Below are 25,627 nucleotides of genomic sequence, written 5' to 3' on the forward strand. Positions count from 1 at the left end.
CGCCTCATCACGGCGTCAGGGTGAAGTCGAACGAGCGGCGGCTGCGGGCGCCGTCGATCTCGACGGCGACCGGGTAGGCGGTTCCGGCGGGCGGCGGGTCTGGCAGCAGCGCCGCGGCCTCCGAAACCGGAATTTCGATCTGGATGGGCGTCGGCGCCGCCCATGGATCGGCACCGACCGGCGGCCGGATGCGCACCGCCGCGTCGCCGATCACCGTCCAGGCCTCGCGGGCAGCGGGCCACCAGAGACGCGTGCCATGAATTTGCAGCAAGACGCCGGGGCTGCCGGCGGCCGGGTTGATGGCGGTGATCTCGGGCACCAGCTGCATCAGCGCGACGTTGGAGGCGAAGCGGCGCTCCGCGACCAGGCTGGCGCCCCTGTCCAGCGCGCCCGCCACGCCCTCGACCCCGTTCATGGCGATCAGTTGCACCTCCAGCAGTCCGGGTTGCAGGCGCTGGGCCGGCGGGATCGGGCGCAGAGCCGGTATGTCGAGGTCCGGCGGGTATTGATCGTCGGGAATGCGGATGCGGTAGCGCCCGTCGGCGCTGGGCGGCAGCCGGATCGGATCGAGCCCGCCCAGGCGCACATAGATGCGCTCGGCGTTGGCGGCGTCGGCCTCGATGCTGATTTCCTCGCCGACCGAGACGCGCATCTCGCCGATTGGCTCCGATCCGATCGGCGTCACATAGGCGCGGCGCACCACTGGGCGGCGGTTCGGGCCGGAGAGGACCTGACGGCTCTGCACCGGCGGCGCGCGACGCGCCGGTTCGGTCGTCTCGATCTGCACCACCTTGACCTCGTAAACTACTGAGCGGCGGAAGTTCTCCTCCGACAGCGCCGACCAGAGCTTGGTGATGTCGTCGAGGCTGCCGGGATGCAGGCGGAGCTTCACCCGCTCATATTCGCCGGCTAGCGCCGGGTCGAGGATCGGATCGCCAATGGTGCCGGCGGTCGCCCGGGTTACATTCAGCGCGTCGATTCGATTGCCGAAGAAATGCAGAACGCGCATGGCGTCGCCCAGCAGCGTCTGGGCATTGAGATCGGCATCGGCGGTGGTCTCGATGGCGCTATGGGTTGTCATCAGATAGCGCAGGTCGAGCGCCAACGGCGGCCGGCCGTAGCCGCCCGAGCCGCTGCCTGGGATTTCCTGGTTGGCGAGGTGCGGGTTTTCCTGCACCTGGTACAAATAGAGATTGATGCGCGCGCCCTCGATGCCTGCGACCTCGATATCCGGCGGCGCCAGCGTTACCTCGGAGGCAATCGCCATGCGGTCGCGCAGCAGGGTGCGGAGCGAGCGGCTGACGGCGGCGATGGCGGAATGATCGGCCATGCTTCACCGCCGACCACGCCGGATATCTTCATAGCCGGCAAATCCCCGGCTGCGCTGGGGTCCGGGTCGCGCCGCTGCCCGGGCCTGAACCGGGGCGGGCAGGATTTCGACCTCGATGCGGCCGATCGAGACGGAAACCGCAGGCGCCCCCGCCGCGACCGGCATGCGTTCGGCCATAGCCGGACCTTCCTCGTGGTGGGTCGGTAGCGGCGTGAGCCGTGCTTCCTGGGCAAGGGGCTCGCCGAACGCGCGCAGAGGCGGCGGATCGTATGTCTCCGATGGATCCCGCGCTGTGGTCGGATTGGGCGTCGGCCCCTCGAAATGCAGGAACGCCGGTTGGATTTCATCGATCTCCGGCGGCGCCGGCTCGCGGCGCATGGCGACGGGCGGCTCCTGGGCTCGGCCTGACACCAGCCGGGCCGCGTCCTGCCGTACTGGTACGGCCGGAATCGTGATCGCGACAGCGCTTGGCGGCGCGGCGGTCGGTTCCCGGGGAGATCGGGGCGCGGTTCGGGGTGGCGGCTCCGCGCGGGTCGCGTCGAGCGCTGGCGTTCCCCGCGCTGGCGTCGGCGCGGGCTGGGCAGTGGACCGGCCTGGCATGCCCGTGGCGATCTCTTCCAACTGCCCCGTATCGGATCGAGCGTCTGGCTCGGCATCCATCGTCGCCGTCCAGGCAGCCTGGCCCGGCTCGAAGCGCGTGACCGGGCGCGGGGTCAACATCGGCGTGCCGGCGGGGCTCTGGCCGGTGGCGCGGGCGACGAGGGAAGGGAACAGCCCGCTCACCGGATGGCCTCCTGGCTGGCGGCCAGGTCAAGATAGCGCCGGCGGCGTTGGCGGGGCAGGGCAAGGATCTCCGCCTCGCTCCAGTGATAGACGCGGGCGAGGCGGGCCACCTCCGCGTGGATGCCCTCGCCCATGGCGCATCGGGCGCGCAGGATCGCGCCGGCGTCGAGCAGGGCTTGGGTCGCTGTCCCGCATGTGGGGCATGTGACCGCGATGCGGATATCGGCTTCTGGGTCCCGATGTTCCACCTCCCTGGCGAGCCTATCGAGGAGGGGAGGATCGCACGGTCCGGACGACTCGCTGGCGGCCACGAGGCAACGCGCAACGAGTGCATCAGCGGCGGCGGCGGGGTTGGTCCGGCCGAGCTCCGCCACGGTCTCCAGGTCGCCGGCCGTCGGCAAGTGACAGGTCACCTGCGTCTCGCCTTCGGCAATTGTGAAAGTCTGCGCGCCGTCACCTCGTCCCGGCCGCCCGGCGAGGAATGTGGCAAGGTCGAGCTGCAATTCGATGGTTTCGCCGCAGCCTTCCTTGCCGCAGCTCAGCACCATGTCGGCGGTGCCGGCGAAATTCGCGGCATAGGCGGCGAGCAGCAGCCGTTCGCGGTCACCGAGGCTTAGCGACCGCACGACGGGAAGACCGACCGGGCTGCCGGATGCCAGATCGAGTGTGCAAGCCGCCAGCAACCGGTTCGCCCAGGCCGCCGGCGTTAGGCTGGTTTGTTCCTCCAGTTGCATCTCGTCGCCGCCCGTCAACGGGCGCACCACCAATTGCAGCGCGACGGCCCCGTCGCTTCGCCATCCATTCCTGAGGTCGACGACGAGGCTCATGTCGGGTTCGTGTCCGTGTTGATGCGTGGGCTATTCCGGGTTGTTGAAGGCCGGCTCGGCCGGCTCCGCCACCGAGAGGTCGCGCTCCCAGCCTTCGTTTTCGAGCTTGAGAGTCTGGATCGCCACGGCATTGGCGTTGGCGTCGAATTCCGGCAGCGCCTGGTATTCCGAGACCCAGCAGCGATAGACGAAATAGGACAGCACGGTCTGGCCGGACTCGTTGAAGACGTCGATGATGACGTCCTTGCGGAAGTCGGCCAGCGAGACTTCGCCGCCATTGGTACCGCCGAAATTCCAGACCTTGTTGGCCCAGCGCTCGAATTCGAGATCGTGCGTCACGCCGCGTTCCAGCGTGATCGCCTCGTATTTGGAACGGCCCGGCGATTTGCGCGATGTGCTCGGGTCGCCGCCGTCACGGTGCTCGACCACTTCGGTGGTGCGCCGCAGCGCCGAGATCTTGCTGACCCCGGCGACGTAGCGCCCGTCCCAACGGATGCGGAACTTGAAGTTCTTGTAGGGATCGAAACGTCGCGGATTGACCGTGAACTGAGCCATGTCGGGTTCCTCAGACGTCCGCCTGCCGGGCGATTTGCTGGATCTTGAGGATGACGAACTCGGCCGGCTTCAGCGGTGCGAAGCCCACCTCGATGTTGACGATGCCGTTGTCGATGTCCTGCTGCGTCGTCGTCTCGCCGTCGCATTTGACAAAATAGGCCTCGCGCGGCGACTTGCCCTGGAAGGCGCCCTTACGGAAGAGGTCCTGCATGAACGCCCCGACATTGAGCCGGATCTGCGCCCAGAGCGGCTCGTCGTTCGGCTCGAACACCACCCATTGAGCGCCGCGGTAGAGGCTTTCCTCAAGGAAGAGTGTGATGCGCCGCACCGGTATGTACTTGAAGTCCGACGCGATGACGTCGGCGCCTTCCAGCGTGCGCGCCCCCCAGCAGATGCTGGAATAAACCGGGAAGGTGCGCAGGCAGTTGACGCCGAGCGGGTTGAGCACGCCATTCTGCTGGTCGGTGAGATTATAGTCCAGCATCACCACGTTGCGCAGCCGGGCGTCCGTCCCGGCCGGCGCCTTCCAGACGCCGCGCTCGCCGTCGGTGCGCGCCCACAGGCCGGCGATCGTGCCGCTGTTGGAAAGCGAGCGCGGGCGGTTGCGGTTGAGTGGGTCCGGCACATGGGAGCGGGGGTAGTAGACCGCTGCATTGGAGTGCCGCAGCACCGCATTGTCCGCCAGCCAGGTCTGCATGTCGTCGAGATCGCGTATGGCTTCGGGAATGTCGACGATGAGCATGGCACGGCGATCGCGGACATAGTTCTCCGCCTCGGTATAGAGGCTCTGCATGTCGCCGGGCGACAGGGTGGTCGCTTCGGGAATGCAGAGGATGTTGAACAGGTCGACATCCTCCAGCGCATACATGCCGGTCTTCGGCACCAGCGAACCGCGGAAGAAGCCAACCGGGATTGGTCGATGCGTCGTGCCGACCGCGGGAGGGCGCCCGTCGCGCCCACCGGCAAGCGGTTGCTGCTGCGCATTGACCACGGCGCCGTTGGCGGAGGCAAGGCGAATGCCGCTGGCGCCGCCGACCGCCGCCGCGCCGCTGAAGTCGACCGTGACGCCAGGGTCAAACGGCCGCGCGCCCCTGCCGAGGGTGACCAGGAAGCGGAACGGATTGGCCGTCGAATTGTCGCCGAGCAGCCGCACGCTGGCGCCGGCAAGCAGCGGCTTCTGGGCATCGGCGAGCGACGCCGCTGCCCGGTGGATCGCTTCCTCGACGAAGGGCCGGAGCTGGGCATAGCTGGTTGGCGGCGGCCCGCCATAGGTGATCGTGCCGTTGATGGTTGGCGTGCCGCTGAGCGTGACATTGAACGCCGCCCCGTCGGCGGGGATCGCGGTCGTCGTCGGCAGAGCCCCCCCGAGGGTACCGCTTGAGGCGGGCCTGACCCAGGGTGTGCCGGGCGCCGGGGCGGCGAGCGGCGGCAGGCCATCGCGATTGAGCTGTACGAGCTGGGAACCCTGGTTGACGACCTCCAGCGCATTGTTCGGCGTGTCCGGCTCCAAGGTGAGGTTCCGGAACGTCTCGGTCTGCAGCACGAGGGTGCGGTCGCCGTCGAGGCGCACTTCCTGCACCGAGAGATTGAACAGGTTCGCGGGGTCGGCGGTGTCGTAGTTCACCTCGATCCGAATGAAGTTGCCCCAGAAGCCGGGATTCTCGGCCGGTTCGCCACGGATGCGACGGCCGGCGATCACGCGGAACACCTGCACGCCCCCCCCCGGCACCGACGCGACCAGCACCGCTGCGGTGTTGGCGTTGGTCGGCGGGGCATCGGCGGCGCCGGTCGCGGTGTCCGCGACCCGCACGACCCAGGCCTCGGAGCCGCCGTTCAGGAAGAATTGCTGGATGGTGTAGCTGGTCTCGCTGTTGCGATCGATGCCGCCATATTCGCGCTCGAAATCGCTGATCGAGAAGATCTGTACCGCTTCGTCGAGCAGCCCCTTGCGAAAGCTGCCGACGAACGCCGCGACCGATGTCGCGACGCCGCGAATGGTGCGCACACCGCTGGAGATTTCCTCGATATAGACGCCGGGATAGGTCGGATTAACGGGCATGCCGTCCTCCGTGATGCCGCGACCGCCTGGTACTGAGCGCCGATCCGGCACACCCATGGTGCCAATGCCGTTTCGGGCACGGAGGCCGCAACGCCACGCTGGCCACCCTGCAGGAAAGGTAATCGCTTTTGTCCGTTGGAGCAATTGTCTCTGCAAGTAATGATCTATGTCAGTATTATCGTTCTTGTATATCAGGGGGATTTGACTGCTGTTGGTGAATTATTTCACGTCATAAACAGACGATAATCCATGGAAATGTCTTATTTTTAATAAGTATTGGCGATAATTTGTTTTGCATGAGAATTGTTAAGCTGGGCTGAGCGAAGCGGCTGTAGCTTGCAGGGGGATGCGGAGGAGGCGCTGGTTCGTCTGATGAAGCGGGTGATCCGGAGCCCGACGAGGCCAGGTGGCAGACCCACGGCACTCGCTGTCCTCTGTGCAGCAGCCAGCTTGGCGAGGCCGCTCCAACAAGCGGGATGGTCTCACCCTCAGGTCTCGGGGATCAGTCCGGGCCAATAATGCGCATCGCTGCCCGGGCGCGCGCCGAAGATCGCCTGTCCCACCCGTACGACGGTGGCGCCTTCCTCGATCGCGATCTCGAAATCTCCCGACATCCCCATCGACAGTTCCCGCAGGGCCGGATTGAGCTCGAGGGCCTCGTCCCGCAAGGCGCGCAAGCGCTGGAAACAGACGCGGACGCGCGCGCTGTCCGGGCTGAAGATCGCCAGGGTCATCAACCCGCGGGGCTTTAGCCGCGGAAACTCGTCGAGGCGCTGCACGAAAGGCAGCAGGTCGTCCGGGGCGAGGCCGAACTTGGTCTGTTCGCCCGAGGTGTTGACCTGCACGAAGACGTCGAGATCGCGCCCCTCGGCATCGAGGCGCCGATTGAGCGCGTCGGCGAGCTTGAGGCTGTCGAGCGCCTGAAATTCCGAGGCGAACCGGACCAGGTATTTGATCTTGTTGCTCTGGAGATGCCCGACGATGCTCCACCGTATCGGCAGGTCGATGAGGGCCGCATTCTTCCCCTGCGCTTCCTGCAGCTTGTTCTCGCCGAAGTCACGGATGCCGGCGGCCCAGGCCGATCGCAGGACAGCAGCCGGGACGGTCTTGGTGATCGGGAGCAGTCGCACGGAGGCGACATCGCGTCGGCTGCGCTCGCAGGCCGCCTGGATGCGCGCGCGAACGGTGACGAGGTTCGACGCGAACGTCTCTGCCGGACGGGCCCCGAACCGCTCGATCTCGTCCTCGCAAAGGGGGAGGCCGCCGGCGGGGTTGTGGTCGAGTGGTGCGGCGGGCGGCGGCATTCGGGGGGCTCCTTCAAGGCGCGCGAGTGCCCGATCGCGGATGCCTTGCTGCATGCCGGCGGGCGAGGGCGTTTCGCCGTCCCTGCCTTAGCACGCGAGTGGTATGGCAGATCCCGCCACTTTCAGTCGACGGACCCAGCCAATCGGCGTCGCCCTTCGATCAGGCGGGGCGAACGGCCTTCAGCGCCTCTGCTAGCCTTCGAGCGGCGATGTCGATTTCCTCTGGCGTGTAGGCGGCGAAGCCCATCAGCCAACCTGGCTGGCCGCCGGGGGCGGCATAGAGCCCGGACAGGCTTGTCAGTTCGATGCCGATCCGACGGGCAGCGCCGATCGCCACGCTTTCGGAAATGGCCCCGGTGAGGATGCAGGGCATTTGCAAGCCGCCCAGCGGCGGAAGAGGCTCGGCGATGCCGCCCAGATGTTGCCGAACGGCATTTTCTAGCGTTTGCAAGCGCTTGGCGTAAATACCTCGCATTGCCCGGATGTGTGCGCCGAAATGGCCGCCCTCGATGAAGCGGGCCAAGGTGAGCTGCGCGATCGACGCCGTATGGCCGTCGAGCAGCGTGCGCGCCACGGTCATCGGCTGCACCAACTGCGGCGGCAGCACGACATAGGCCAGCCGCAGGCCGGGAAACAGCGATTTGGTGAAGGTGCCGATGTAGATCGTTCGGTCATGCGGATCGAGCCCCTGCACGCAGGCGGTCGGCTTGCCGGAATAGTGGAACTCGCTGTCGTAGTCGTCCTCGATGATCCAGGCTTGATTGCGGGCAGCCCATTCGATCAGGGCGAGGCGGCGGTCGAGGGAGAGCGTCGCGCCGGTGGGAAACTGGTGCGAGGGTGTCAGGAACACTGCCCTGGCGTTCGGGGCGTCGCGCAATTGTCCGACCTGCAGGCCCTGGGCATCGACGCCGATCGGCACGCAGGTCAGTCCGGCCGCGTCGAATGCCTTGCGGGCTCCGTAGTAGGCGGGGTCCTCGATCAGGATCGGGTCGCCGGGGTCGAGCAGGACCGTTGCGCAGAGGCTCAGCGCCTGTTGCGAACTCGTCAGCACGACAATGCGATCCGCCGTGGCATGGCCGCCGCGCTCCAGATTGACGTAGTCGGCGATTACCCGTCGCAAGTGCTCCATTCCCTGCGGATCACCGTGATGGAGGGCGCGGGCTCCAAGCTCCCGAAGAACTTGCCGCTGCAGCCGCTCCCATAACGAAATCGGAAAGGATCGCGTTTCGGGCACGCCCGGCGCGAAGGGTCTTGGCTCGAGATGTTCGCGCACGCCGCCACCCTGGAAGATCGCCATGCCGCGCCGGCTGAGGCCGGGCGTCGGGCCGCCGGCTACCGGATCCAGGCGGAGGGCGCGTGAAATGGGGCGTTTGCCGGCGAAGCGGGTCATCTTGGAGACGAAGCTGCCGCTGCCGACGCGTCGGGTGATGAAGCCCTCGGCATGAAGCTGGGCATAGGCGGCCTCGACGGTGTCGCGCGACACGTCGAGCGATCGCGCTAGCGTCCGGGAGGCCGGCAGCGGCTTGCCGGCGCCGAGTGCTCCGTCGAGGATCAGCTGCCGGATGGCACGCTGGATGCGGGCGTGGAGCGGCAGCCCTGCATGGGCCGGGTGGGCAACGAATGCCTGCACCGATTCAAATTGCGCGTGCTTGAACACGTGGTCTGGCCTTGGCTATCAGAATGTCAGGTCACGGCAGACCATTTTCGGTCGCGATGTCAACCGCGCGCGCGGCTGGTTCTAAGTGGCTCGCTCTCCGTCTTTGGCGGCTTCATGCTCTAGCCACTCCATGAACCGGGCAAGCGGCTGGCGCTCGATCGCCTCCGGCAGCGTCACGACATAGTAGGCGAACTCTGTCGGCCAGGGCTGGTTCAGGGCCAGCGCCAGCCGGCCCCTGGCGATTTCCTCTCTCGCATAGATATCGCGGACCAGCGCCAGCCCCTGGCCAGCCTCGGCGGCGCGAATGAGAAGGATGTCGTCGTCGAAGGAGGGGCCGCGATCCGAACGGGGATCTTCCGGCACGTCCAGCGCCTTCAGCCAGAGTGGCCAGTCGGCCCGGTCGGAATCCTGCAGCAGCGGATAGGCGAGGCAGTCGGCGGGTTCGTGGATCGGCGGCCCCGCCGCCAGTAGGGCCGGGCTCGCGACGGGCAGGAAGACCGGCGCCATCAGATGTTTCGAGACGAGACCGGGATAGTGGCCGAGCCCGTGGCGGATCGCGACGTCGACCCGATCGCGCCGGAGATCGACGAGACCGGTTGTCGCCTCGACCCGAAGCTCGACGTCCGGATTCTGGCTGGTGAAGCCGCCGAGACGCGGCACCAGCCAGGAGGCCGCGAAGGAAGGAACCGTGCTGATCGTGATCGTCTGGCGCGCCTGGATCGCCTCCAGGGCTTCCAAGCTGTTGCCAATCTGATCGAAGGCTCGGAGCAGGGCCGGATGAACCTTGGCTCCGGCCTCGGTCAGTTCGACGCCATAGCGGGTGCGCCTGAAGAGAGGCACGCCAACCCGTTCCTCCAATTGCCGGATCTGCTGGCTGACGGCCCCGGACGTGACGCCCATGGTTTCGGCGGCGCGCTTGATGCTGCCATGGCGCCCGATCTCGGCGAAGGCCCGCAGGGCGAGAAGCGGAAGGACGGTATTCATAATTCAGTTTTTCTAAATTCTATCGGCAGAATTAATTGTTTCAGTGAATTGGATTCGTGACCTATCTCTGCTTACGAGGCGCGCCGGAACAATTTAGCGCACCTCGCTTCTGAAAGCGAGATCCATGACAATTCAATCGATGGTTCGACCCTGTGAACCGGATCGCATAACCGGTCTTCGGCGCAGGCGAGGTCCTGCGGCAACCGGGCCAGCCGGCGCCATGCCGGTCACAGCGGGGCAGGCGCCACGCGATCCGAATGCGAGATCGGGGCGGTGATCGAGCTCTATACCGATTCCTCGCCGAACGGCTTCAAGGCGACGATCGCGCTGGAAGAGCTGGCTCTGCCCTACCGTCTGCATCATGTGAAAATCGACGAGGGCGCGCATCGCCGTCCCGAATTTCTGGCGCTCAATCCGCATGGGCGCATACCGGTCATCACTGATGATGAAACCGGCATAGCCCTGTTCGAATCCGCGGCGATCCTGCTCTATCTCGCCGACAAGACGGGCCGGTTTCTGCCGAGCGCGACGAAGGCGCGCTGGCAGGCCATCCAGTGGCTGCAATTCCATGCGTCGAGCATGGGGCCGATCCTTGGCCAGCGTGTCCATTTCGAGATGTTCGCCGAGACCCGGATCCCGGCTGCTATCGCCCGCTACCGGCGTTTGACGGAGGAGGCCTTCGCAACGCTGAATCAGCGGCTTTCCGAAAGCCCCTGGCTCGCCGGCGAGGACTATTCGATCGCCGATATCGCCACCTTCGGCTGGACCCATATTGCCGAGATCTGCGGCTTCGACTTCAGCCAATACCACCATCTTGCCCGATGGCAGGGGCGCGTCGCCGCGCGCCCGGCCGTCCAGCGCGGCATCGCGCTTCCTGCGCCGGCAACAGGACCGTGAGCGGAAATCATTCGAGGAGACCCCAATCCATGAATATCGCCACCCGATCCGCTCCGGCAGGGGAAGTGCCCGTCGGGGCGTCGGCGGACGCCTTCGCGTCGCATCCTGGCTATCGCCGGATGTTTGCGCCCGACCAGCTCACGCTTGGCATCTTCCTGCCGCTGCGCTTCTTCCAGGGGGATATGTGCGTGCTGGCTGGCCAGGCCGACCTCGTCGCCGACATCGACCGGCGCGGCTTCGCCGCCGTCTGGGTGCGGGACGTGCCGCTATTCGATCCCAACTTCGGCGACGCCGGGCAGGTGTTCGATCCGTTTACCTATCTCTCCTATCTGGCCGCGCAGACCGAGCAGGTGGCTCTTGTCACCGGCAGCGCGATCTTCTCGCTGCGCCATCCGATCGATCTCGCCAAGATGGCGACGACGATCGATCATCTGTCGGGTGGTCGCCTCGTCCTCGGCATCGCATCAGGCGACCGGGCGGTGGAGTTTCCGGCCTATGGCATCGACATGGAAACACGAGGCGAGCGGTTTGCCGAGGCGGTTCGCTATTTCCGGCAACTGGTCGGCGTGGGCCGTCCCTCTGTAGTCTCACCGCTTGGAGTGATGGAGGGTGTCGATTTCCTGCCCAAGGCGGCGACGGGGCGTGTTCCGTTGATCGTCACGGGATCCAGCCGGCAGAGCCTCGACTGGGTGGCCGAGCATGCGGATGGCTGGCTGACCTATCCGCAGGCGACCCACATATCGGAAGGGCCGCGTCAGCTGGCACAGAAGATACGGGCCTGGCGCGAGCTGATCCCCGGCGGAGGCTTCCGGCCACACATGACCAATGAATGGCTTGATCTCGTCGATGATCCGGATTTCCCGCGCACGCCGCTTCGCGGCGGCTACACTTTGAGGACAGGTCGCAAGGGCCTGATCGATCTCCTCGGCTAATGGCGGCAGGCCGGCGTCAATCACGCGGCGCTGGGCATCCAGTTCGCCGAGCGCCCGGCTGCGGAGATCGTGCAGGAACTGGCCGAGGAGGTGCTGCCCTTATTCCCGTCACTGGCGGGGCCGGCGCCGCTCGGCGTCAAATGGTGAGTCTTGCAGCGGCGAGGCCGCCGCTTCATGTGTCGTGGCTAGGTCGTGGGCGCCGCGGCATCCGCTTGCGTGATGCGGTAGGCGCATCGCCTGGCGCCCGAAAGGATGTGCTCGACCCGTTCGACCTGCACGCCGGTGCCCAGGACGCTCCGGAAGATGTCCAGTTCCGACCGGCAGAAGCCCTGGCACGCCGTGGCGGCGGCGCAGATAGGGCAATGGTTTTCGACCAGAAGCAGGGAGCCGTCGGGCGCTTCCTGCCAGTCGGCCATGTACCCCTCCGCCGCCCGGATCCTGGCGAGGCAGTCGACGCGTTCCCGCCAATCGGGCAGGGGCTCCAACTGCGCCTTGTAGTGGCTTCGGATCTCCTGCTCGCGGGCCGCGATGATGGTGTCGAGCGCCGGCTCGCCCAATGTGGCACGGATGGTGCGCAGCAGCTGCACCGTCAGTTCGGCATGCGTGTCGGGGAACTGGTCGTTTCCTGCCGGGGTCAGTTCCCAGACCTGCGACGGCCGACCGACGCCCCTGGCCTCGGATCGGGCGTCGACGAGCCCTTCGTCGGAAAGGCGCACGAGTTGCTGGCGCACGGCTTCTCCGGTGATCGAGAGCCGCTCGCCGAGGGCGGGCGCAGTCTGTGGGCCGTGCATCTTCAGCGCCATCAGAATTCGCTGGGCCGGCGAGCGCGTCGACCAACCGCCCGAATTTAACAAGGCATTCGTTGACATATTAACGGGGCCCATTTAACAAAGAACTATCTTGGTAAATGAGCGATCCGCGGCGAAAGTGCAAGTCGCCAAGCTGCGTACCGCATGTCGCATTGGCCCTATCCGGCCGGATAGCCCGAAAGGAAATCTCCATGGCTTTCGAATTGCCGTCTCTGCCCTACGCCACTAGCGCGCTCTCCGAAGCGGGAATGAGCACGGAAACGCTGGAGCTTCATCACGGCAAGCACCATCAGGCCTATGTGACGGCCCTGAACGGCTTCGTCGAGAAGAACGATGCGCTGAAGGGTAAGACGCTCGAGGAGATCGTCCGCTTCGCCGATGGCAAGGCGGATCTCGCGCCCGTCTTCAACAACGCCGGCCAGCATTGGAATCATATCCTATTCTGGCAGTCGCTGTCGCCGAAGGGCGGCCAACTGCCGGGCGCGCTGGAAGCGAAGATCGTCGAGGATTTTGGCAGCGTGGCTTCCTTCAAGGATGCCTTCAAGACCGCCGCGACGACGCAGTTCGGCTCCGGCTGGGCCTGGCTCGTACTCGGCACCGACGGCAAGCTCAAGGTGACCAAGAGCGCCAACGCCAGCAGCCCGCTGTCGTCGGCGGAGGGCCGGGCGCTTCTCGGCCTCGATGTCTGGGAGCACAGCTACTATGTCGATTTTCGCAATCGTCGCCCGGATTATGTCGCCAATTTCCTCGATAGACTGGCGAACTATGAATTCGCGGAAGCACAATTGAGCGCGGCCTGATTTGCTCATGCGGCGGCTGTCCCCCATATGGGGGGCAGCCGTCGCCCGGATCAGGATCCAGGGCGCGCCACCCGTCGACCCTCGCATACTGGCGCAATGCAAGTAGAAAGCCTCCGGCATGAGCAACTACCATCAGGAAACCATCCTCGACATCCATCATTGGACGGACAGCCTGTTCTCGTTCCGAACGACCCGCGACCCGGGATTTCGGTTCCAGAGCGGTCAGTTCACGATGATGGGGATCGAGGCGGGTGGCAAACCGCTCCTGCGGGCCTACTCCATCGCCAGCAGCCCGTATGAAGATTCGCTGGAGTTCTTCTCGATCAAGGTTCCGAACGGGCCGCTGACCTCGAAGCTGCAGCACCTGCGCGAGGGCGATGCGATCCTGGTCGGGAAAAAGCCGGTCGGCACGCTGCTTTACGACAATCTGATGCCGGGCAAGCGGCTTTACCTGCTCTCCACCGGAACGGGGCTCGCACCCTTCCTGTCGATCATTCGCGACATGGAAGTCTATGAGCGCTACGAGAAGATCATTCTCGTCCATGGCGTCCGCCAGGTCGCGGAGCTGGCCTATGCCGATTTCATCGGCAAGGAACTGCCGGAAGACGAGTTCATCGGCGAGGCCGTCCGCAGCCAGCTTCTCTATTACCCGACAGTGACGCGCGAGCCCTACCGCAACCGGGGCCGGCTGACCGACCTGATCCGTTCCGGTCAGCTGTTCGCGGACCTGTCGCTGCCGCCCTTTGACCTCGCCGAGGACCGCATGATGCTCTGCGGCAGCCCGGAAATGCTCAGCGAAAGCAAGGCGCTTCTGCTCGATCGCGGGTTCACCGAAGGTAGCCAGAGCACGAGCGGGCATTTCGTCATCGAGAAGGCCTTCGTCGAGAAATGAGCGACACCGAGACTGCCCGCCTCGACTGGATCGAGGCGGCCACGGCCGTTCCCCGAGCGCAGTTTGCCGAGGTGATGTCGCGGATGGCGGCGACAGTCTGCGTGGTGAGCGCGGTGGACGGCGCGGGCCGTCACGGTCGCACGGCGACCGCCGTCCTGTCCTTGTCGGCCGATCCGCCCAGCATCCTGGTTTCGATCAAGGCCGGCAGTGTGCTGGCGGGCGCGATCAAGGCAGCGGGCGGGTTCTCCCTGGCCATGCTGGCGCAGGGACAGGAACTCGTCGCCGATGCGTTCGCCGGCAGGGTCGCCCCGGACAAGCGCCATCTGATCGGGGTCTGGAGGGCATGGCCATCCGGCCGGCCACATCTGCTCGGCACGTCCGCCGCGCTCGATTGCGAGCTGTCGGCTGCCATCGCCGCGGCCGATCATGAGCTTTTCGTCGGCACCATTGTCGCCACGGATATTCCGGAGCATTCCCGACCATTGCTCTGGAGCCGGCGCGACTATCGAGCTCTGAAGGACGACCATGACCACCCAGCGCGGGAGGCCGCGGAACAGCCGCCATTGCCGCGCGCAGCCTCGATTGTCGGCTGAGGGCGTGGTGATGGTTCGACCTGGTTGCCAGCGCGGGAGGCATCGATGCGAGAGAGATTGCTGAAGCGTCTGGCTGACGGTCATGACGACTCGATGCTGCGCTTCGGGCTCGGCAACGCGCTGGTCAGGGACGGCGATGTCGAGGGCGCCGTCATCCATTTCGAACGGGCCACTGAGCACGATCCGACCTATTCGGCTGCCTGGAAGCAATTGGGCGTCGCGCTGCTGGCGGTCGATCGTCCGGATGCGGCGGAAGTCGCCTGGAACCGCGGCATCGATGTCGCCGAGCGACGCGGCGATATCCAGGCCGCCCGCGAGATGGCCGTTTTCGTCAAGCGATTGAAGCGGCAGCGACCGGCGCAGTCCGAGCCGGGCGCATCGTGACGCTTCTCCAGTCTCAGGCCGGTTGCTGTGCCGCGATGGACCGCGGCGCGTAGCCGTACCGCTTGCGGAAAGCGTAGGAGAAGTACTGGCTGGAGTTGAAGCCGCAGGCCATGGCGATGTCGGTGATGCTGGGTCGCTTCGCATCCTGCAGCATGACGGTCGCCCGTTCGAGCCGGACATGCTGCAAATATTGCAGCGGGCTCATATTCGTCAGCAGCTTGCAGTAGTCGGCAAAGCGCGTGCGCGACAGCCCGCACTCATAGGCCATCATCTCGAGCGTCCAGCTTTCTTCCGCCCGCGCGGGGAGCCGGCGCAGGAAGATCGCGACAGTGTGCTGCGCGGTCGACAGATTGGGATCGAGGGCAGGGGCCTGTTCCATCATGCGATCGATCAGCGCCAGCATCACGGTATTGATTGCCACCTTGAGGCGGGTCTCGCCGGTCTCCGGGGTGCGGCCTGTCAGGATCGGTGCGATCGCCTCGAACGCATTGCCGAGCTCGCTGTTGCCGTCCCAGACCGGCTGGTTGTTCTGCGTCAGGATCTTGCCGAGCGTATGCGCCTCGGTCTCCGAGAAGACCATCCATTCGGGCCAGCTCCAGCTCTCGTTCGGCCGCCGCAGGCCGCCGTCGAGGATCAGCCATAGCAGCCGGCTTGGCCCGACCACCGGATCGCCGATCGAGTGCAGCTGCCAGGGCCGGATGACGATGAACTGGCCCTGTTGGAGCAGATATTCGGTGTCGTCGACGACCAGCTGCAGGCTGCCGCGCGACAGGAACGCGATCTTGAAGCCCTCGTTGCAATGGCGCTTGAGCCCCCAGGTTTGCTGGTATTTCGCGTCCCAGTAGCCGGTCGTGCAGATACCGGGTAGCCGCTCGCCGAGCGAGGTGCCGGGATAGCTTCCCCGCGTCCAGGCCCGCAATTCGACCTCGCCCCGGCCGGCCGCGATCTGCAGGTCGCGGCAATTGTCGGCGTACATCAAGGATCCCGGCTGGCGGAACACCGTGGGCCTGGGTTTCGCATCGATCTCGGCATTGACGTGCTGGTTCATGGTCCCCCCCTCGCGTATCCGGCCGCCCCTCCCGGCTCCCGAATGCTTTTACGATATTTACCAACGTTGATTGTTGCAAGCCACGATTGCGGCGATGTGGCACCGTCCGCGAAATGCTTGGGAGATCGGTCTGAATGCCAGTTTCAGGGGGGAGCCGGGTTTGAAGGTCGCGTTCAATCTTCTCGTCGCCGGCGCCGAAATCACGGCCGCGCACGCGCCGCTACTCGAGCGGCTCAAGTCGCTCGGCTATGATGGCGTCGAGGTGCCCGTCTTTTCCGGAGACGTGAAGCGCTATGCGGCGCTCGGTGCGCTGCTGCGTGATTTCGGCCTGTCCGCGGCGACCGCCGGCACCGTGCCGCCGGAGGCCAATCCGATCGCGGCGGACCCGGCGGTGCGAGCTCGCGCCCGGGATCATCATCGCTGGCTGGTCGATTGCACCCATGCCATGGGCGGCGAGCTGATCGCCGGACCGGTCCACTCGCCGGTCGGGCATTTCACGGGGCTTGGGCCGACCTCGGATGAACTGGCCTGGTGCGTCGATGCGATGCACGCCCTGGCCGACTATGCGGCGCCGGCCGGGGTGATGATCTCGGCGGAAGCGGTCAACCGCTTCGAATGCTACATCATGTCGACCATGGCCGAGGCCTCCGCCATCTACCGGCGGGTGAACCATCCCAACTACGGCTACATGTTCGACACCTTCCACGCCAACATCGAAGAGAAGCAGCCGGCGGCGACTTACGAAGTTTACCACCGTGAGATCAACCACTACCACATCTCCGAGAATGACCGCGGCGTGCCGGGAACCGGGCATGTGCCGTTCGCGGACCACTTCGATGCCCTCCGCCGCTGTTCCTATGATGGCTGGCTGACGGTCGAGGCGTTCGGGCGCGCCGTTCCCGAGCTCGCCGGCGCCACGCGCGTCTGGCGCGACCTGTTCGAGGATGCGGACCGCTTGTTCGCCGACAGCATCACGCTGATCCGGCGCGAATGGCGGGCGGCTGGCGAACGTCTGACGTCCGGCACGGTGGTCGCATGAGCCCCGTTCTCGAGATGCGGTCGATCAGCAAGGCCTTCACGGCCGTCAAGGCGCTGGACCAGGTCGATTTCGACTGCCGCGCCGGCGAGGTCCATGTGATCTGCGGCGAGAACGGCGCTGGCAAGTCGACCCTGATGAAGGTGCTCGGCGGCAGCTACCGGCCGGACGAGGGGGAGATACGGCTCGACGGCGCGCCAGTCCGTTTCCAGCATCCGCGCGAGGCGCGGGCGGCCGGCATCTCGATCGTGCATCAGGAGCTGAGCCTGCTGCCTTTCCGGAGCGTGGCGGAAAACATCTTCACCGGCATGGAGCCGACGCGCTGGGGGCTGCTCGACCGCCGCCAGATGGACGAGCGCGCGCGGGCCCTGCTTCAGCGCCTTGGCTCGTCCATCCCGACGGGCGCGCAGGTCGCGGACCTCTCAATTGCCGAGCAGCAGCTGGTCGAGATCGCCAAGGCGATGCTGCTTGATGCCAAGGTCCTGGTGATGGACGAGCCGACGGCAGCGCTGGACGATCGCGACGCCCACGCGCTGTTGCGCCTCATCAGCCGGATGAAGGCCGAGGGCGTGGCGATCATCTACATTTCACACCGCATGCCCGAGGTGATGGCGATCGCGGACCGGATCACCGTCCTCAAGGATGGCCGCCTCGTCTGGACGCGCGACCGGCAGGACGCGACGGTCAATGCCATCGTTACCGCCATGGTCGGCCGCGAGCTGCAGGATTTCTACCCGGCGCGCGCCGCGACGGAGCCGGGTCAGTCGGTGTTGCAGATCCGTGGCGCTGGCAACCGGCACCTGCGCGATATCGACATGGTGGCCCGTGCCGGCGAGATCGTCGGCATCGCCGGCCTGGAGGATTCCGGCAAAGGCGCGCTGGCGCAGGCCCTGTTCGGCGACCAGCCTTTTACGCAGGGCGAGGTCGAGATCGGCGGTAAGCCGGTCGTGCTGCATTCGCCCCGTCAGGCGATCGCCGCCGGCGTCGGCTATCTGCCGGGCGATCGCAAGCGCGAGGGGATCGTGCCGCGCCAATCGGTGCGCGACAATGCGCTGCTGACGTTGCAGGCGATGGCGGCCGTGCTGTCGTTGCCGAATGCCGGCGTTCGCTCGGTGGCGGAGGCCGACCGTAACCTTCGGACGATGGACGTCCGGGCCGGGGATTTCGGTCAGGAGATCGCGACGCTTTCCGGCGGCAACCAGCAGAAGGCGATCATCGCCCGCTGGCTGATGCAGAACCCGGACCTCTTCGTGTTCGTCGAGCCGACGCGCGGCATCGATGTCGCGGCGAAGGCCGCCATCTACGAGACGATGCGCGCACTCGCCAATGAGGGCCGTGCCATCGTGATGATCTCCTCCGACCTGCCGGAAATCGTCGGTGTCAGCGACCGGATCCTCGTCATGCACCAGGGCCGGATCGCCGGCGAGCTGCCGGGCGGCGCGGAAGAGGGGGCCGTGATGCAACTGGCGCTCGGTGTCACCGGCAATGCGGCCGAGCGGGAGATGGTGTGATGAGTGTCAACGCGACTCCTGTCGCCATGACGAGGCGCGGCTTCCGGGATGTCCCGGTGCCGGTTGTCGTCATCGCCCTGGCCGCTTTGATCTATGTGACGGCGGCGATCGTTACTGGCCAGGCGAACCAGATTTCCGCCGCCGGCCTGACCGGGCTGCTGCAAAGGACGGTGGCGCTCGGACTGGTCGGCCTTGGCCAGACCTTCGCCATCCTGGTTGGCTCAATCGACCTTTCGGTCGCGGCGCTGATCAGCACCGTCGCCGTGCTCGCCTCCTATCTGATGCAGGGCGACCCAAGCATGATCGTTCCGGCGATCGCCGCCTGCGTCGCGCTCTCGCTCGGCGTTGGGGCCATCAACGGTGTTCTCGTCGCCTATTGGGGGATCAATCCGCTGATCGCCACGCTCTCGACCGGCTTGATCCTGCAAGGCCTGCTCTCGGCGAGCTTCACCTTCCTCAGTGGCAGCGTCGCGCCGTCGTTCCAGGCTCTCGCCTACCAGAACCTGCTCGGCGTGCCGCTGCCGGTGCTGCTGCTGGCGGTGTTCGCCCTGGCGGCCTGGTTCGTCCTGGCCAAGACCCGTTTCGGCGCGCATCTCTATGCAGCCGGCGGCAATCCGGACGGCGCGAAACTCGCCGGGCTTCGGGTCCAGCGCCTTGTTCTCGGCGCGCATGTGATCGCCAGCTTCGCCGCCTGCGTCGCCGGCCTCTATCTGGCGGCACGGCTGCAGTCCGGCACGCCGTGGATCGGCCGCGACGGCATCTACGATCTGGAATCGATCGCCATCGTCGTGATCGGCGGCACGCTGCTGTCGGGCGGCAAGGGCGGCGTGCTCGGCACCATCGCCGGCGTGCTGCTGTTCGCCAGCCTCGATGCCAGCTTCAACATGTTCGGCGTCGATGCCTTCCTCAAGCAGGTCCTGCGCGGCGCCATCGTCATCGCGGCGGTCTCCGTCTACGCGGTTCGCAACAGGGGGCACGTCGCATGACGGTACTTCTCAATGCCGTCCGTCCGACCCGCCGACGCACCGCGTGGCTGAGCGTCAACCTGGCGCTGGTGATCTTCGTCGTCCTCTACGGCGTGATCGCGATCCTGCAGCCGAACTATCTCGACGCCGCGCTGTTCATGAACTTCCTGCGCCGGGCGGCACCGCTGATCATCCTCGCCTGCGGCCAGCTCTTCGTCATCCTGTCGGGCGGTTTCGACCTGTCGATGGGCGCCGTCGTCACGCTGGTGGTCCTCGCCGCCTCGATGCTGATCGGCGGCGATCCGGACATGACGTGGACAGTCATCGCCATCCTCTATGCGATGGGGCTGGCGGTCGGCCTCGCGAACGGGCTCATCGTCTCGTTCCTGAAGGTGCCGTCGATCATCGCCACGCTGGGCACAATGCTGCTGGTCAATGGGCTGGCGCTCGCCTGGTCGGGCGGCGCGCCACGCGGCGATCTGCCGGACAATTTCCGCAATCTGGGAAGGCTGGTGCTGAAGGACGTGCCGCTCGTCGGCAGCCTGCCGATCGCCGTCGTCATCCTGGTCGTGGTGACGCTGCTGGCCTGGTGGGGGCTGCATGCCACCGCCTATGGCAAGCGGTTGCTCGCGGTCGGCGACAATCCGCGCGCTGCCGAGCTCGCCGGCGTTCCGGTCAAGCCGACCCGCATCTCCGCCTTCGTCGTCTCCGCCCTCTCGGCGGTGACGGCGGGCATCCTGATCGGCGGGTTTTCCGGCGTTTCCGTCAATGCGGGGCGCGGCCTCGAACTGCAGGCGATCGCCGCCTGCGTCATCGGTGGCGCGCAGCTGCTCGGCGGCCGGGGAACCATCGTCGGTGCCTTGTTCGGCGCGCTCAGCCTGTTCGCGCTGTTCACCCTGCTCAACCTGCTCGGCCTGCCACAGGCCCTGCGTGACAGCTTGCAGGGGCTCATCCTGATTGCGGCCGTGGGAGTGACGGTCCTGCGCTATCGCCGCTCAACCTGATTGCCCGCCGCTGGCGGCAATTCACGAACAAGTTCGTCAATGGAGAGGAGACGAGGGATGCAATTGAGAACCATTTTGGCGGCAACGCTGGCGGTTGCGTTTTCGACCACGGCCTATGCCCAGGAGTTCAACGACCCGGCCGAGTTCAAGAAGCAGCGCGAGCTGCTGTCGACCAAGGCCGAGGGTCCCGAGGGGAAGCCCTGGGAGCAGCATCTCGGGGGCGGCATGGTCGATACCGCCAAGTTCAAGAAGGACGGTCCGCACACGATCTGCTTCTCGAACGCCGGCGTCTTCAATCCGTGGCGCGTGGTCGGCCTCAACAACATGAAGGGCGAGGCGGAACTGCAGAAGGCGCGCATCAAGGAGCTGATCGTCCTTGATGGCGAAGGCAAGGACGACAAGCAGATCTCGGACATCCAGTCGCTGCTGGATGGCGGCAAGTGCGACGTGCTGATCGTCTCGCCGACGACGACCGCCGCCCTGACGCCCGCCGTCGAGGCCGCCTGCGAGAAGCTGCCGGTGATCGTGTTCGACCGTGGCGTCAACACCAAGTGCCCGGTCACCTATATCCATCCGGTCGGTGGCTACGGCTTCGGCATCACCTCGGCAGAGTTCATCGCCAGCAAGCTGCCGAAGGGCTCCAACGTTCTGGCGCTGCGCATCGTCCCCGGCGTCGACGTGCTGGAGACGCGCTATTCGGCCGCCAAGTCGATCTTCGACGAGGCCGGTATCAACGTGATCGGCTCGGAGTTCACCGGCAGCGACCGCGCCAAGACGAAGTCGGTCGTTGAGGACTACATCAATCGTGGCGAGAAGATCGACGCGGTGTGGATGGACGCTGGCGATACGGCGACGGCCGCGCTCGAAGCCTTCGAGGATGCCGGTCTGCCCTATCCGGTGATCAGCGGCGAGGACCAGCAGGACTTCCTGCGCAAGTGGCAGAAGGACAACCTGGTCGCGATCGCGCCGTCCTACCCGACTTACCAGTGGCGCACGCCGATCATCGCGGCCCTCGACATCCTCGACGGCAAGCAGGTCCCGGGACCGGAGTGGAACCTGCCGCAGCCGGCCATCACCCAGGAGACGCTCGCGAGCTACATAGACGAGCGCATGCCGCCGCTGCACTACAGCCTCTGCGGCTGCCAGGACCTGCCTGGCTATCCCGAGCAGTGGGGCGGCAAATAAGGCCGGCCTGATGCAAGACTGAGAAGGCCCCGACCGCACCCGGTCGGGGTCCTTTTCGTTGGCAGGTGCTGGTGTAGCCGCCGAGGCGAAGCCCGCATGCCGAACAGGGCCTGGAAGGCATCGATCTCCGGCAATAGTGTTATCGCGAAATCTTGCTCGAAGCTGTCCTTGTCAAGGGTCGCGAGTCTCGGTAGAGATGTCCCTACATCAAGAGTTGGGGCGACGCCCAACGCCAACCTGCCTTTCCGGGCAAGGTGGTGCTCCCGTCAGGGAGGATGTGGCCGAGCCGGCAACAAAACGGAAAGAGCCACACGCGTCCGCCTCGCCATTGAAGGACAGACGCGACGATGCCGATCAAGATTCCTGACGATTTGCCTGCCCGCCGTACCCTTGAGGTCGAAGGCGTCGTGGTGATGCGCGAAGCGGCCGCGATGCGCCAAGACATCCGGCCGCTGCGGATCGGCATGCTCAATCTGATGCCGAACAAGATCACGACAGAGATCCAGATTGCCAGATTGCTCGGCGCGACGCCGCTGCAGGTCGAGCTGACGTTGGTCCGCATGACCGATCACGTCGCCCGCAACACGCCCGCCGACCACATGGAATCGTTCTATCGGCCGTGGGACGAGGTGAAGAGCGAGCGCTTCGACGGCTTCATCATCACAGGCGCGCCGGTCGAGCGCATGCCGTTCGAGGACGTCACCTATTGGGACGAACTGCAGCGCGTGTTCGACTGGACGCAGACGCATGTCCATCGCTGCTTCATGATCTGCTGGGCCGCCCAGGCGGCGGTGCATCACTTCCACGGCATGCCGAAATACGAACTGCCCTCAAAGGCTTACGGGATCTTCCGCCAGCAGAATCGTGCGCCGGCGTCGCCCTATCTGCGGGGCTTCTCCGACGATTTCTCCATCCCCGTTTCCCGCTGGACGGAGGTTCGCGCCACCGACATACCGTCCGATAGCGGCATGGCCGTCCTGGCTGAGAGCGACGAGACGGGATTGTGCCTTCTCGACGACGCGAAACACCGGTCGCTCCATATGTTCAACCATATCGAGTACGACACGACCTCGCTGGCGGACGAGTATTTCCGGGACATCGCGGAACGCAGCGACTTTCCCGTTCCCGCGAACTATTTCCCGAAAGATGATCCGGCGCGGCGGCCGGAAAACCGCTGGCGCAGCCATGCGCATCTGTTGTTCGGCAACTGGATCAACGAAATCTACCAGACGACCCCGTTCGACATCAGCCAGATCGGCCAGCGCGAACTGGTGACCTCCGAAGCGGGCTAAGCGGTGCGGCGCTTTGGCGCCGGGCGAAGGCATGCTGATCCCCGGGCGTTTGCGCCTGGGGATTCCAGCTTGTGGCGCGGCCTAACAACCGGCTGTCAGGACTTCTTCTTGAAGAGACCGCCTTGCAAGGGGCCGTGCGGATGCGGCTTCAGATCCGCCTTCGGCAGCAGGAACAGCCAGGTCACGAAGACGAACGGGGCCGTGAAGGTCGGAATGCCGATCGGGGCCATGCCGGCATCCATGGCCCCCTGAACCAGCACGGTGAAGATGGTGCCGAGCAGGGCGAAGGCGAGGACGCGCAGCGAGGGCTGGTAGAAGACGCAGCCGAGCGCCACCGCGGTAAGCACCGGGCTGAAGCCGTAGAGCCCTGCCGTCACGGCGGCGAGGCTGGCGCCGAGCGCCAGCGATACGGCAAGCGCCACCGCCGCGCCGAGGGCGGCGAGCACGGCCGCCCAGGGCGATGAGACGAGCAGGCCGATCAGCACCAGCACGCCGCTGATCGGATTGTTGATCAGAAAGACCTGGGCCGGTCCCTTGAGCCAGGCGAGGAACAGTTCTGAGACCTTAAGGGCCGATTCCGTGCCGGTGGCGGCAAGCGCGTGCGGCAGCGCCGGCGGGCCCATCGAAGCGATCGGCACGTGCCCAAACGAATAGGCGCCAAGCACCAGGAACCAGGTGGTGAGCACGAACGGGAAGGTCAGGGCCGGGGCTTCCCAAGTCTTCATCACCTTGGAGACGGCCAGCATGACCACGGTCGAGACCGCGGCGCCGACAAGGAGGATGAACCACATCGCCGCGCCATCGGCGAGGAAGGTCGGCACGGCGGCGCCGACCAGCACGCCGTTGAAGCCGAACATGCCCTGCTCGAGCGATGTCTCGTCGGCGTTCAGCAGCATGGCCGTGACGGTCGCCACCAGGAGCGCCACGATTGCGCCGATGGCGATGTCGATCTGGCCGCCGGAGATGGCTCCCCAGACGATCGCGGCGAGGAAGAACAGCCCGGTCAGCGGATTGTTCTGGAAGATGACCTGGCCGGCGCCGCGCAGGTTGATATCGAGGAAGCGCGCCAGCGCATTCTTCTGCGTTATGCCTGTCCAGGCGGAGAGCGCATCCGACATCCTGTCCCCCTCATCATGGCCGCCGGTCGACGACGCGGCGTTCCAAATCCATTGCCGCCGCCGGCCGTCGCCGGCGGATGTCCTTGTTGCGCGGCTCGCCTCAAGCCCAGAGGAAGTTTTCGGGCACCTTGTGACCCGCGGCGATCTCGCGGGCTGTCGACCAGAATTCGCGGATCTTGGCCATGACGGGCGCCGTTTCCATCGCCAGCACCTTGAAGATGATGCCGGCGTCATTGGGCAGGCGGCTGGCGCCGTAGGCGATCTCGTTCTCCGCGTCGAAAGCCGGCGTGACGAGTTCGAACAGCGCGTCGGCGTTCTCCTTCGGCGTCAGCACGATGACGTTGCCGAAGACATGGAAATCACCCATCACCCCCATGCGCGCCAGATCGTTGACGCCGGGCTCCAGCACGAACTTCTCCGTGAACAGCGACGTGCCGTCCGGGCGCGCGCCCTCGACCGTCGAGGAGAACAGCTTGTACTGGAAGACTTCGCCGTCGCCATAGTACTTGCGGCCAGGCATCATGATCTCGGAGTAGACCAGCGTCGCCGTCGGGTCGATCGAGATCCGGGTGGCCTGGATAAAGCGCGAGTTCTTGTGCGGGATGATCGGGCGCGGAATGTATTCCAGATAGGAGCTGGGCCCGAGCGTCAGCTGCTGGGTCTGGCTGGCATAGTTGGCGTCCATCTCGTGGATGCGGGTCGCCGACTGGGTCGTGACATGCGCCTGCGCGTCGGCCGCCATGTCGATCTCGATGATGTTGCGATCCCCCTGCAGGATGCCGCCGGCATTCGAGATGATGGAGACGCAGGGCAGGCCCGGCATCTCCTCGTCCCAGTAGAGCGCCTGCTGGACGATCAGCGGCGCACGGCGATGCAGGGTGCGCAGAACGCTCCGATGCGGGCCCGGTTCGAAACCGAGCCGCAACATCGCGTTCTTGCCGAAGGAGCCGCTCGGCAGCTGAGGGGGCTCGTCCTGGTAAGCCCCCAGTTCCCGGGCGCCGCTGAACATCACGCGTCTGCTTTTTCGTTGGTTTCGAAAAGCAGGTTCTGGCGGATCAGGCTGGTCAGTTCCTCGATGCCCTCATTGGTCTTGCAGTTGGTGAAGACGAAGGGCTTCTTGCCGCGCATCATGCGGGAATCGTCGTCCATCACCTGCAGGCTGGCGCCGACATAGGGGGCGAGGTCGGTCTTGTTGATGACCAGGATGTCGGAATGGCTGACGCCGGGGCCGTTCTTGCGGGGGATCTTGTCGCCGGCGGCGACGTCGATCACGTAGATGAAGAAGTCGACCAGCGCCGGGCTGAAGGTGAGGGTGAGGTTGTCGCCGCCGCTCTCGATCAGCACGAGGTCGGAATCGGGGAACTTCGCTTCCATCTCCTCGACGGCGGCGAGGTTCATGCTGGGGTCTTCGCGCACGGCCGTGTGCGGGCAGCCGCCGGTCTCGACGCCGATGATGCGCTCTTCGAGCAGGATGCCGCGCAGGGTGCGCTGCACATGCTTGGCGTCCTCGGTGGTGACGACATCGTTGGTGATCACCAGGATGCGATAGCCGAGCTTGACCAGCACGGGGGTGATCGCCTCGATGATGGCGGTCTTGCCGGAGCCGACGGGTCCACCAATGCCGATGCGGGGGATCTTTTTCATAGTGCTATCCAGCTACCT

Annotated in this window: 25 protein-coding genes and 1 riboswitch; of the genes, 12 read left to right on the top strand and 13 right to left on the bottom strand. The window is 65.8% G+C overall.

Annotated features, from left to right (window positions below):
• Positions 1-7: 7 nt before the first annotated feature.
• From G342_RS0120380 to G342_RS0120415, 8 genes are all read right to left on the bottom strand, one after another.
• Positions 8-1,330 (bottom strand): Pvc16 family protein, encoded by a 1,323-nt coding sequence (locus tag G342_RS0120380; RefSeq protein ID WP_018185023.1) that lies wholly within the window; start codon positions 1,328-1,330, stop codon positions 8-10.
• A gap of 3 nt (positions 1,331-1,333) precedes the next feature.
• Positions 1,334-2,113, bottom strand: coding sequence for a hypothetical protein (locus G342_RS26170; protein WP_156831036.1), 780 nt, complete (start codon positions 2,111-2,113; stop codon positions 1,334-1,336).
• Positions 2,110-2,940, bottom strand: coding sequence for a hypothetical protein (locus tag G342_RS25480; RefSeq protein ID WP_018185025.1), 831 nt, complete (start codon positions 2,938-2,940; stop codon positions 2,110-2,112). The genes G342_RS26170 and G342_RS25480 overlap by 4 nt, the downstream gene beginning before the upstream one ends.
• Before the next feature lie 30 nt (positions 2,941-2,970).
• On the bottom strand, positions 2,971-3,495 hold the full coding sequence (locus G342_RS0120395) for a phage tail protein (RefSeq protein WP_018185026.1): 525 nt from the start codon (positions 3,493-3,495) through the stop codon (positions 2,971-2,973).
• Between the two features lie 10 nt (positions 3,496-3,505).
• Positions 3,506-5,554: a phage tail sheath family protein gene (locus G342_RS0120400; protein WP_018185027.1), complete on the bottom strand. Its 2,049-nt coding sequence runs from the start codon at positions 5,552-5,554 to the stop codon at positions 3,506-3,508.
• A 488-nt stretch (positions 5,555-6,042) separates the two neighbouring features.
• Positions 6,043-6,858, bottom strand: a complete 816-nt coding sequence (locus G342_RS0120405) for a YggS family pyridoxal phosphate-dependent enzyme (RefSeq protein WP_018185028.1) — start codon at positions 6,856-6,858, stop codon at positions 6,043-6,045.
• Positions 6,859-7,018: 160 nt separating this feature from the next.
• Entirely contained in the window at positions 7,019-8,515 is a 1,497-nt protein-coding gene (gene pdxR, locus G342_RS0120410) for a MocR-like pyridoxine biosynthesis transcription factor PdxR (protein ID WP_018185029.1), read from the bottom strand.
• A gap of 81 nt (positions 8,516-8,596) precedes the next feature.
• Positions 8,597-9,499: a LysR substrate-binding domain-containing protein gene (locus G342_RS0120415; RefSeq protein ID WP_018185030.1), complete on the bottom strand. Its 903-nt coding sequence runs from the start codon at positions 9,497-9,499 to the stop codon at positions 8,597-8,599.
• Positions 9,500-9,772: 273 nt separating this feature from the next.
• Between G342_RS0120415 and G342_RS0120420 the strand changes: the two genes are divergently transcribed.
• Positions 9,773-10,396: a glutathione S-transferase family protein gene (locus G342_RS0120420; protein WP_018185031.1), complete on the top strand. Its 624-nt coding sequence runs from the start codon at positions 9,773-9,775 to the stop codon at positions 10,394-10,396.
• Between the two features lie 29 nt (positions 10,397-10,425).
• Entirely contained in the window at positions 10,426-11,328 is a 903-nt protein-coding gene (locus G342_RS24830) for a TIGR03571 family LLM class oxidoreductase (RefSeq protein ID WP_018185032.1), read from the top strand.
• 185 nt (positions 11,329-11,513) lie between these two features.
• Here G342_RS24830 and G342_RS0120430 read toward each other — a convergent pair whose 3' ends face one another.
• Positions 11,514-12,131 (bottom strand): helix-turn-helix transcriptional regulator, encoded by a 618-nt coding sequence (locus G342_RS0120430; protein WP_018185033.1) that lies wholly within the window; start codon positions 12,129-12,131, stop codon positions 11,514-11,516.
• 197 nt (positions 12,132-12,328) lie between these two features.
• On the opposite strand from G342_RS0120430, the gene G342_RS0120435 reads away from it, so the two are divergent.
• From G342_RS0120435 to G342_RS0120450, 4 genes are all read left to right on the top strand, one after another.
• Entirely contained in the window at positions 12,329-12,937 is a 609-nt protein-coding gene (locus G342_RS0120435; RefSeq protein WP_026304648.1) for a superoxide dismutase, read from the top strand.
• A 118-nt stretch (positions 12,938-13,055) separates the two neighbouring features.
• Positions 13,056-13,829, top strand: coding sequence for a ferredoxin--NADP reductase (locus G342_RS0120440; protein WP_018185035.1), 774 nt, complete (start codon positions 13,056-13,058; stop codon positions 13,827-13,829).
• Entirely contained in the window at positions 13,826-14,422 is a 597-nt protein-coding gene (locus tag G342_RS0120445) for a flavin reductase family protein (protein ID WP_018185036.1), read from the top strand. Before G342_RS0120440 ends, G342_RS0120445 begins: the two co-directional genes overlap by 4 nt.
• A 45-nt stretch (positions 14,423-14,467) precedes the next feature.
• Positions 14,468-14,806 (top strand): tetratricopeptide repeat protein, encoded by a 339-nt coding sequence (locus G342_RS0120450; RefSeq protein WP_040879188.1) that lies wholly within the window; start codon positions 14,468-14,470, stop codon positions 14,804-14,806.
• Between the two features lie 13 nt (positions 14,807-14,819).
• On the opposite strand, the gene G342_RS0120455 is transcribed toward G342_RS0120450, so the two are convergent.
• Positions 14,820-15,854 (bottom strand): helix-turn-helix transcriptional regulator, encoded by a 1,035-nt coding sequence (locus G342_RS0120455; protein WP_018185038.1) that lies wholly within the window; start codon positions 15,852-15,854, stop codon positions 14,820-14,822.
• Between the two features lie 160 nt (positions 15,855-16,014).
• On the opposite strand from G342_RS0120455, the gene G342_RS24835 reads away from it, so the two are divergent.
• The 6 genes from G342_RS24835 to G342_RS0120485 all read left to right on the top strand — a co-directional run bounded on the left by G342_RS24835 (position 16,015) and on the right by G342_RS0120485 (position 22,847).
• Positions 16,015-16,893 carry a sugar phosphate isomerase/epimerase family protein gene (locus G342_RS24835; RefSeq protein ID WP_018185039.1) on the top strand — a complete coding sequence of 293 codons (879 nt, stop codon included), beginning with the start codon at positions 16,015-16,017 and terminating at the stop codon, positions 16,891-16,893.
• Positions 16,890-18,401, top strand: a complete 1,512-nt coding sequence (locus tag G342_RS0120465; protein WP_018185040.1) for a sugar ABC transporter ATP-binding protein — start codon at positions 16,890-16,892, stop codon at positions 18,399-18,401. Before G342_RS24835 ends, G342_RS0120465 begins: the two co-directional genes overlap by 4 nt.
• Positions 18,401-19,387 (top strand): ABC transporter permease, encoded by a 987-nt coding sequence (locus tag G342_RS0120470; protein WP_018185041.1) that lies wholly within the window; start codon positions 18,401-18,403, stop codon positions 19,385-19,387. The genes G342_RS0120465 and G342_RS0120470 overlap by 1 nt, the downstream gene beginning before the upstream one ends.
• Complete coding sequence (locus G342_RS0120475; RefSeq protein ID WP_018185042.1) at positions 19,384-20,370, top strand: ABC transporter permease; 987 nt, start codon at positions 19,384-19,386, stop codon at positions 20,368-20,370. Before G342_RS0120470 ends, G342_RS0120475 begins: the two co-directional genes overlap by 4 nt.
• 57 nt (positions 20,371-20,427) lie before the next feature.
• Positions 20,428-21,555 (top strand): substrate-binding domain-containing protein, encoded by a 1,128-nt coding sequence (locus tag G342_RS0120480; RefSeq protein WP_051094394.1) that lies wholly within the window; start codon positions 20,428-20,430, stop codon positions 21,553-21,555.
• A 199-nt stretch (positions 21,556-21,754) separates the two neighbouring features.
• Positions 21,755-21,862: riboswitch (SAM-I-IV-variant riboswitch) on the top strand.
• Positions 21,863-21,902: 40 nt separating this feature from the next.
• Positions 21,903-22,847 (top strand): homoserine O-succinyltransferase, encoded by a 945-nt coding sequence (locus G342_RS0120485; protein WP_018185044.1) that lies wholly within the window; start codon positions 21,903-21,905, stop codon positions 22,845-22,847.
• A 95-nt stretch (positions 22,848-22,942) separates the two neighbouring features.
• On the opposite strand, the gene yut is transcribed toward G342_RS0120485, so the two are convergent.
• The 3 genes from yut to ureG form a co-directional block, all read right to left on the bottom strand.
• Entirely contained in the window at positions 22,943-23,965 is a 1,023-nt protein-coding gene (gene yut, locus G342_RS0120490; protein ID WP_018185045.1) for an urea transporter, read from the bottom strand.
• A 100-nt stretch (positions 23,966-24,065) separates the two neighbouring features.
• On the bottom strand, positions 24,066-24,974 hold the full coding sequence (locus tag G342_RS0120495) for an urease accessory protein UreD (protein WP_018185046.1): 909 nt from the start codon (positions 24,972-24,974) through the stop codon (positions 24,066-24,068).
• Complete coding sequence (gene ureG, locus G342_RS0120500; RefSeq protein ID WP_018185047.1) at positions 24,974-25,609, bottom strand: urease accessory protein UreG; 636 nt, start codon at positions 25,607-25,609, stop codon at positions 24,974-24,976. The genes G342_RS0120495 and ureG overlap by 1 nt, the downstream gene beginning before the upstream one ends.
• Positions 25,610-25,627 lie beyond the last annotated feature (18 nt).

Source organism: Kaistia granuli DSM 23481 (assembly GCF_000380505.1).
Taxonomy (GTDB): Bacteria; Pseudomonadota; Alphaproteobacteria; order Rhizobiales; family Kaistiaceae; genus Kaistia; species Kaistia granuli.

Excerpts from the sequence above, each read along its gene's own strand:
- G342_RS0120380 (WP_018185023.1), bottom strand. The coding sequence starts at position 1,330 with ATGGCCGATCATTCCGCCATCGCCGCCGTCAGCCGCTCGCTCCGCACC.
- G342_RS25480 (WP_018185025.1), bottom strand. The coding sequence starts at position 2,940 with ATGAGCCTCGTCGTCGACCTCAGGAATGGATGGCGAAGCGACGGGGCC.
- G342_RS0120395 (WP_018185026.1), bottom strand. The coding sequence starts at position 3,495 with ATGGCTCAGTTCACGGTCAATCCGCGACGTTTCGATCCCTACAAGAAC.
- G342_RS0120400 (WP_018185027.1), bottom strand. The coding sequence starts at position 5,554 with ATGCCCGTTAATCCGACCTATCCCGGCGTCTATATCGAGGAAATCTCC.
- G342_RS0120405 (WP_018185028.1), bottom strand. The coding sequence starts at position 6,858 with ATGCCGCCGCCCGCCGCACCACTCGACCACAACCCCGCCGGCGGCCTC.
- G342_RS0120415 (WP_018185030.1), bottom strand. The coding sequence starts at position 9,499 with ATGAATACCGTCCTTCCGCTTCTCGCCCTGCGGGCCTTCGCCGAGATC.
- G342_RS24830 (WP_018185032.1), top strand. The coding sequence starts at position 10,426 with ATGAATATCGCCACCCGATCCGCTCCGGCAGGGGAAGTGCCCGTCGGG.
- G342_RS0120430 (WP_018185033.1), bottom strand. The coding sequence starts at position 12,131 with ATGGCGCTGAAGATGCACGGCCCACAGACTGCGCCCGCCCTCGGCGAG.
- G342_RS0120435 (WP_026304648.1), top strand. The coding sequence starts at position 12,329 with ATGGCTTTCGAATTGCCGTCTCTGCCCTACGCCACTAGCGCGCTCTCC.
- G342_RS0120440 (WP_018185035.1), top strand. The coding sequence starts at position 13,056 with ATGAGCAACTACCATCAGGAAACCATCCTCGACATCCATCATTGGACG.
- G342_RS0120445 (WP_018185036.1), top strand. The coding sequence starts at position 13,826 with ATGAGCGACACCGAGACTGCCCGCCTCGACTGGATCGAGGCGGCCACG.
- G342_RS0120450 (WP_040879188.1), top strand. The coding sequence starts at position 14,468 with ATGCGAGAGAGATTGCTGAAGCGTCTGGCTGACGGTCATGACGACTCG.
- G342_RS0120455 (WP_018185038.1), bottom strand. The coding sequence starts at position 15,854 with ATGAACCAGCACGTCAATGCCGAGATCGATGCGAAACCCAGGCCCACG.
- G342_RS0120465 (WP_018185040.1), top strand. The coding sequence starts at position 16,890 with ATGAGCCCCGTTCTCGAGATGCGGTCGATCAGCAAGGCCTTCACGGCC.
- G342_RS0120470 (WP_018185041.1), top strand. The coding sequence starts at position 18,401 with ATGAGTGTCAACGCGACTCCTGTCGCCATGACGAGGCGCGGCTTCCGG.
- G342_RS0120475 (WP_018185042.1), top strand. The coding sequence starts at position 19,384 with ATGACGGTACTTCTCAATGCCGTCCGTCCGACCCGCCGACGCACCGCG.
- G342_RS0120480 (WP_051094394.1), top strand. The coding sequence starts at position 20,428 with ATGCAATTGAGAACCATTTTGGCGGCAACGCTGGCGGTTGCGTTTTCG.
- G342_RS0120485 (WP_018185044.1), top strand. The coding sequence starts at position 21,903 with ATGCCGATCAAGATTCCTGACGATTTGCCTGCCCGCCGTACCCTTGAG.
- yut (WP_018185045.1), bottom strand. The coding sequence starts at position 23,965 with ATGTCGGATGCGCTCTCCGCCTGGACAGGCATAACGCAGAAGAATGCG.
- G342_RS0120495 (WP_018185046.1), bottom strand. The coding sequence starts at position 24,974 with ATGTTCAGCGGCGCCCGGGAACTGGGGGCTTACCAGGACGAGCCCCCT.
- ureG (WP_018185047.1), bottom strand. The coding sequence starts at position 25,609 with ATGAAAAAGATCCCCCGCATCGGCATTGGTGGACCCGTCGGCTCCGGC.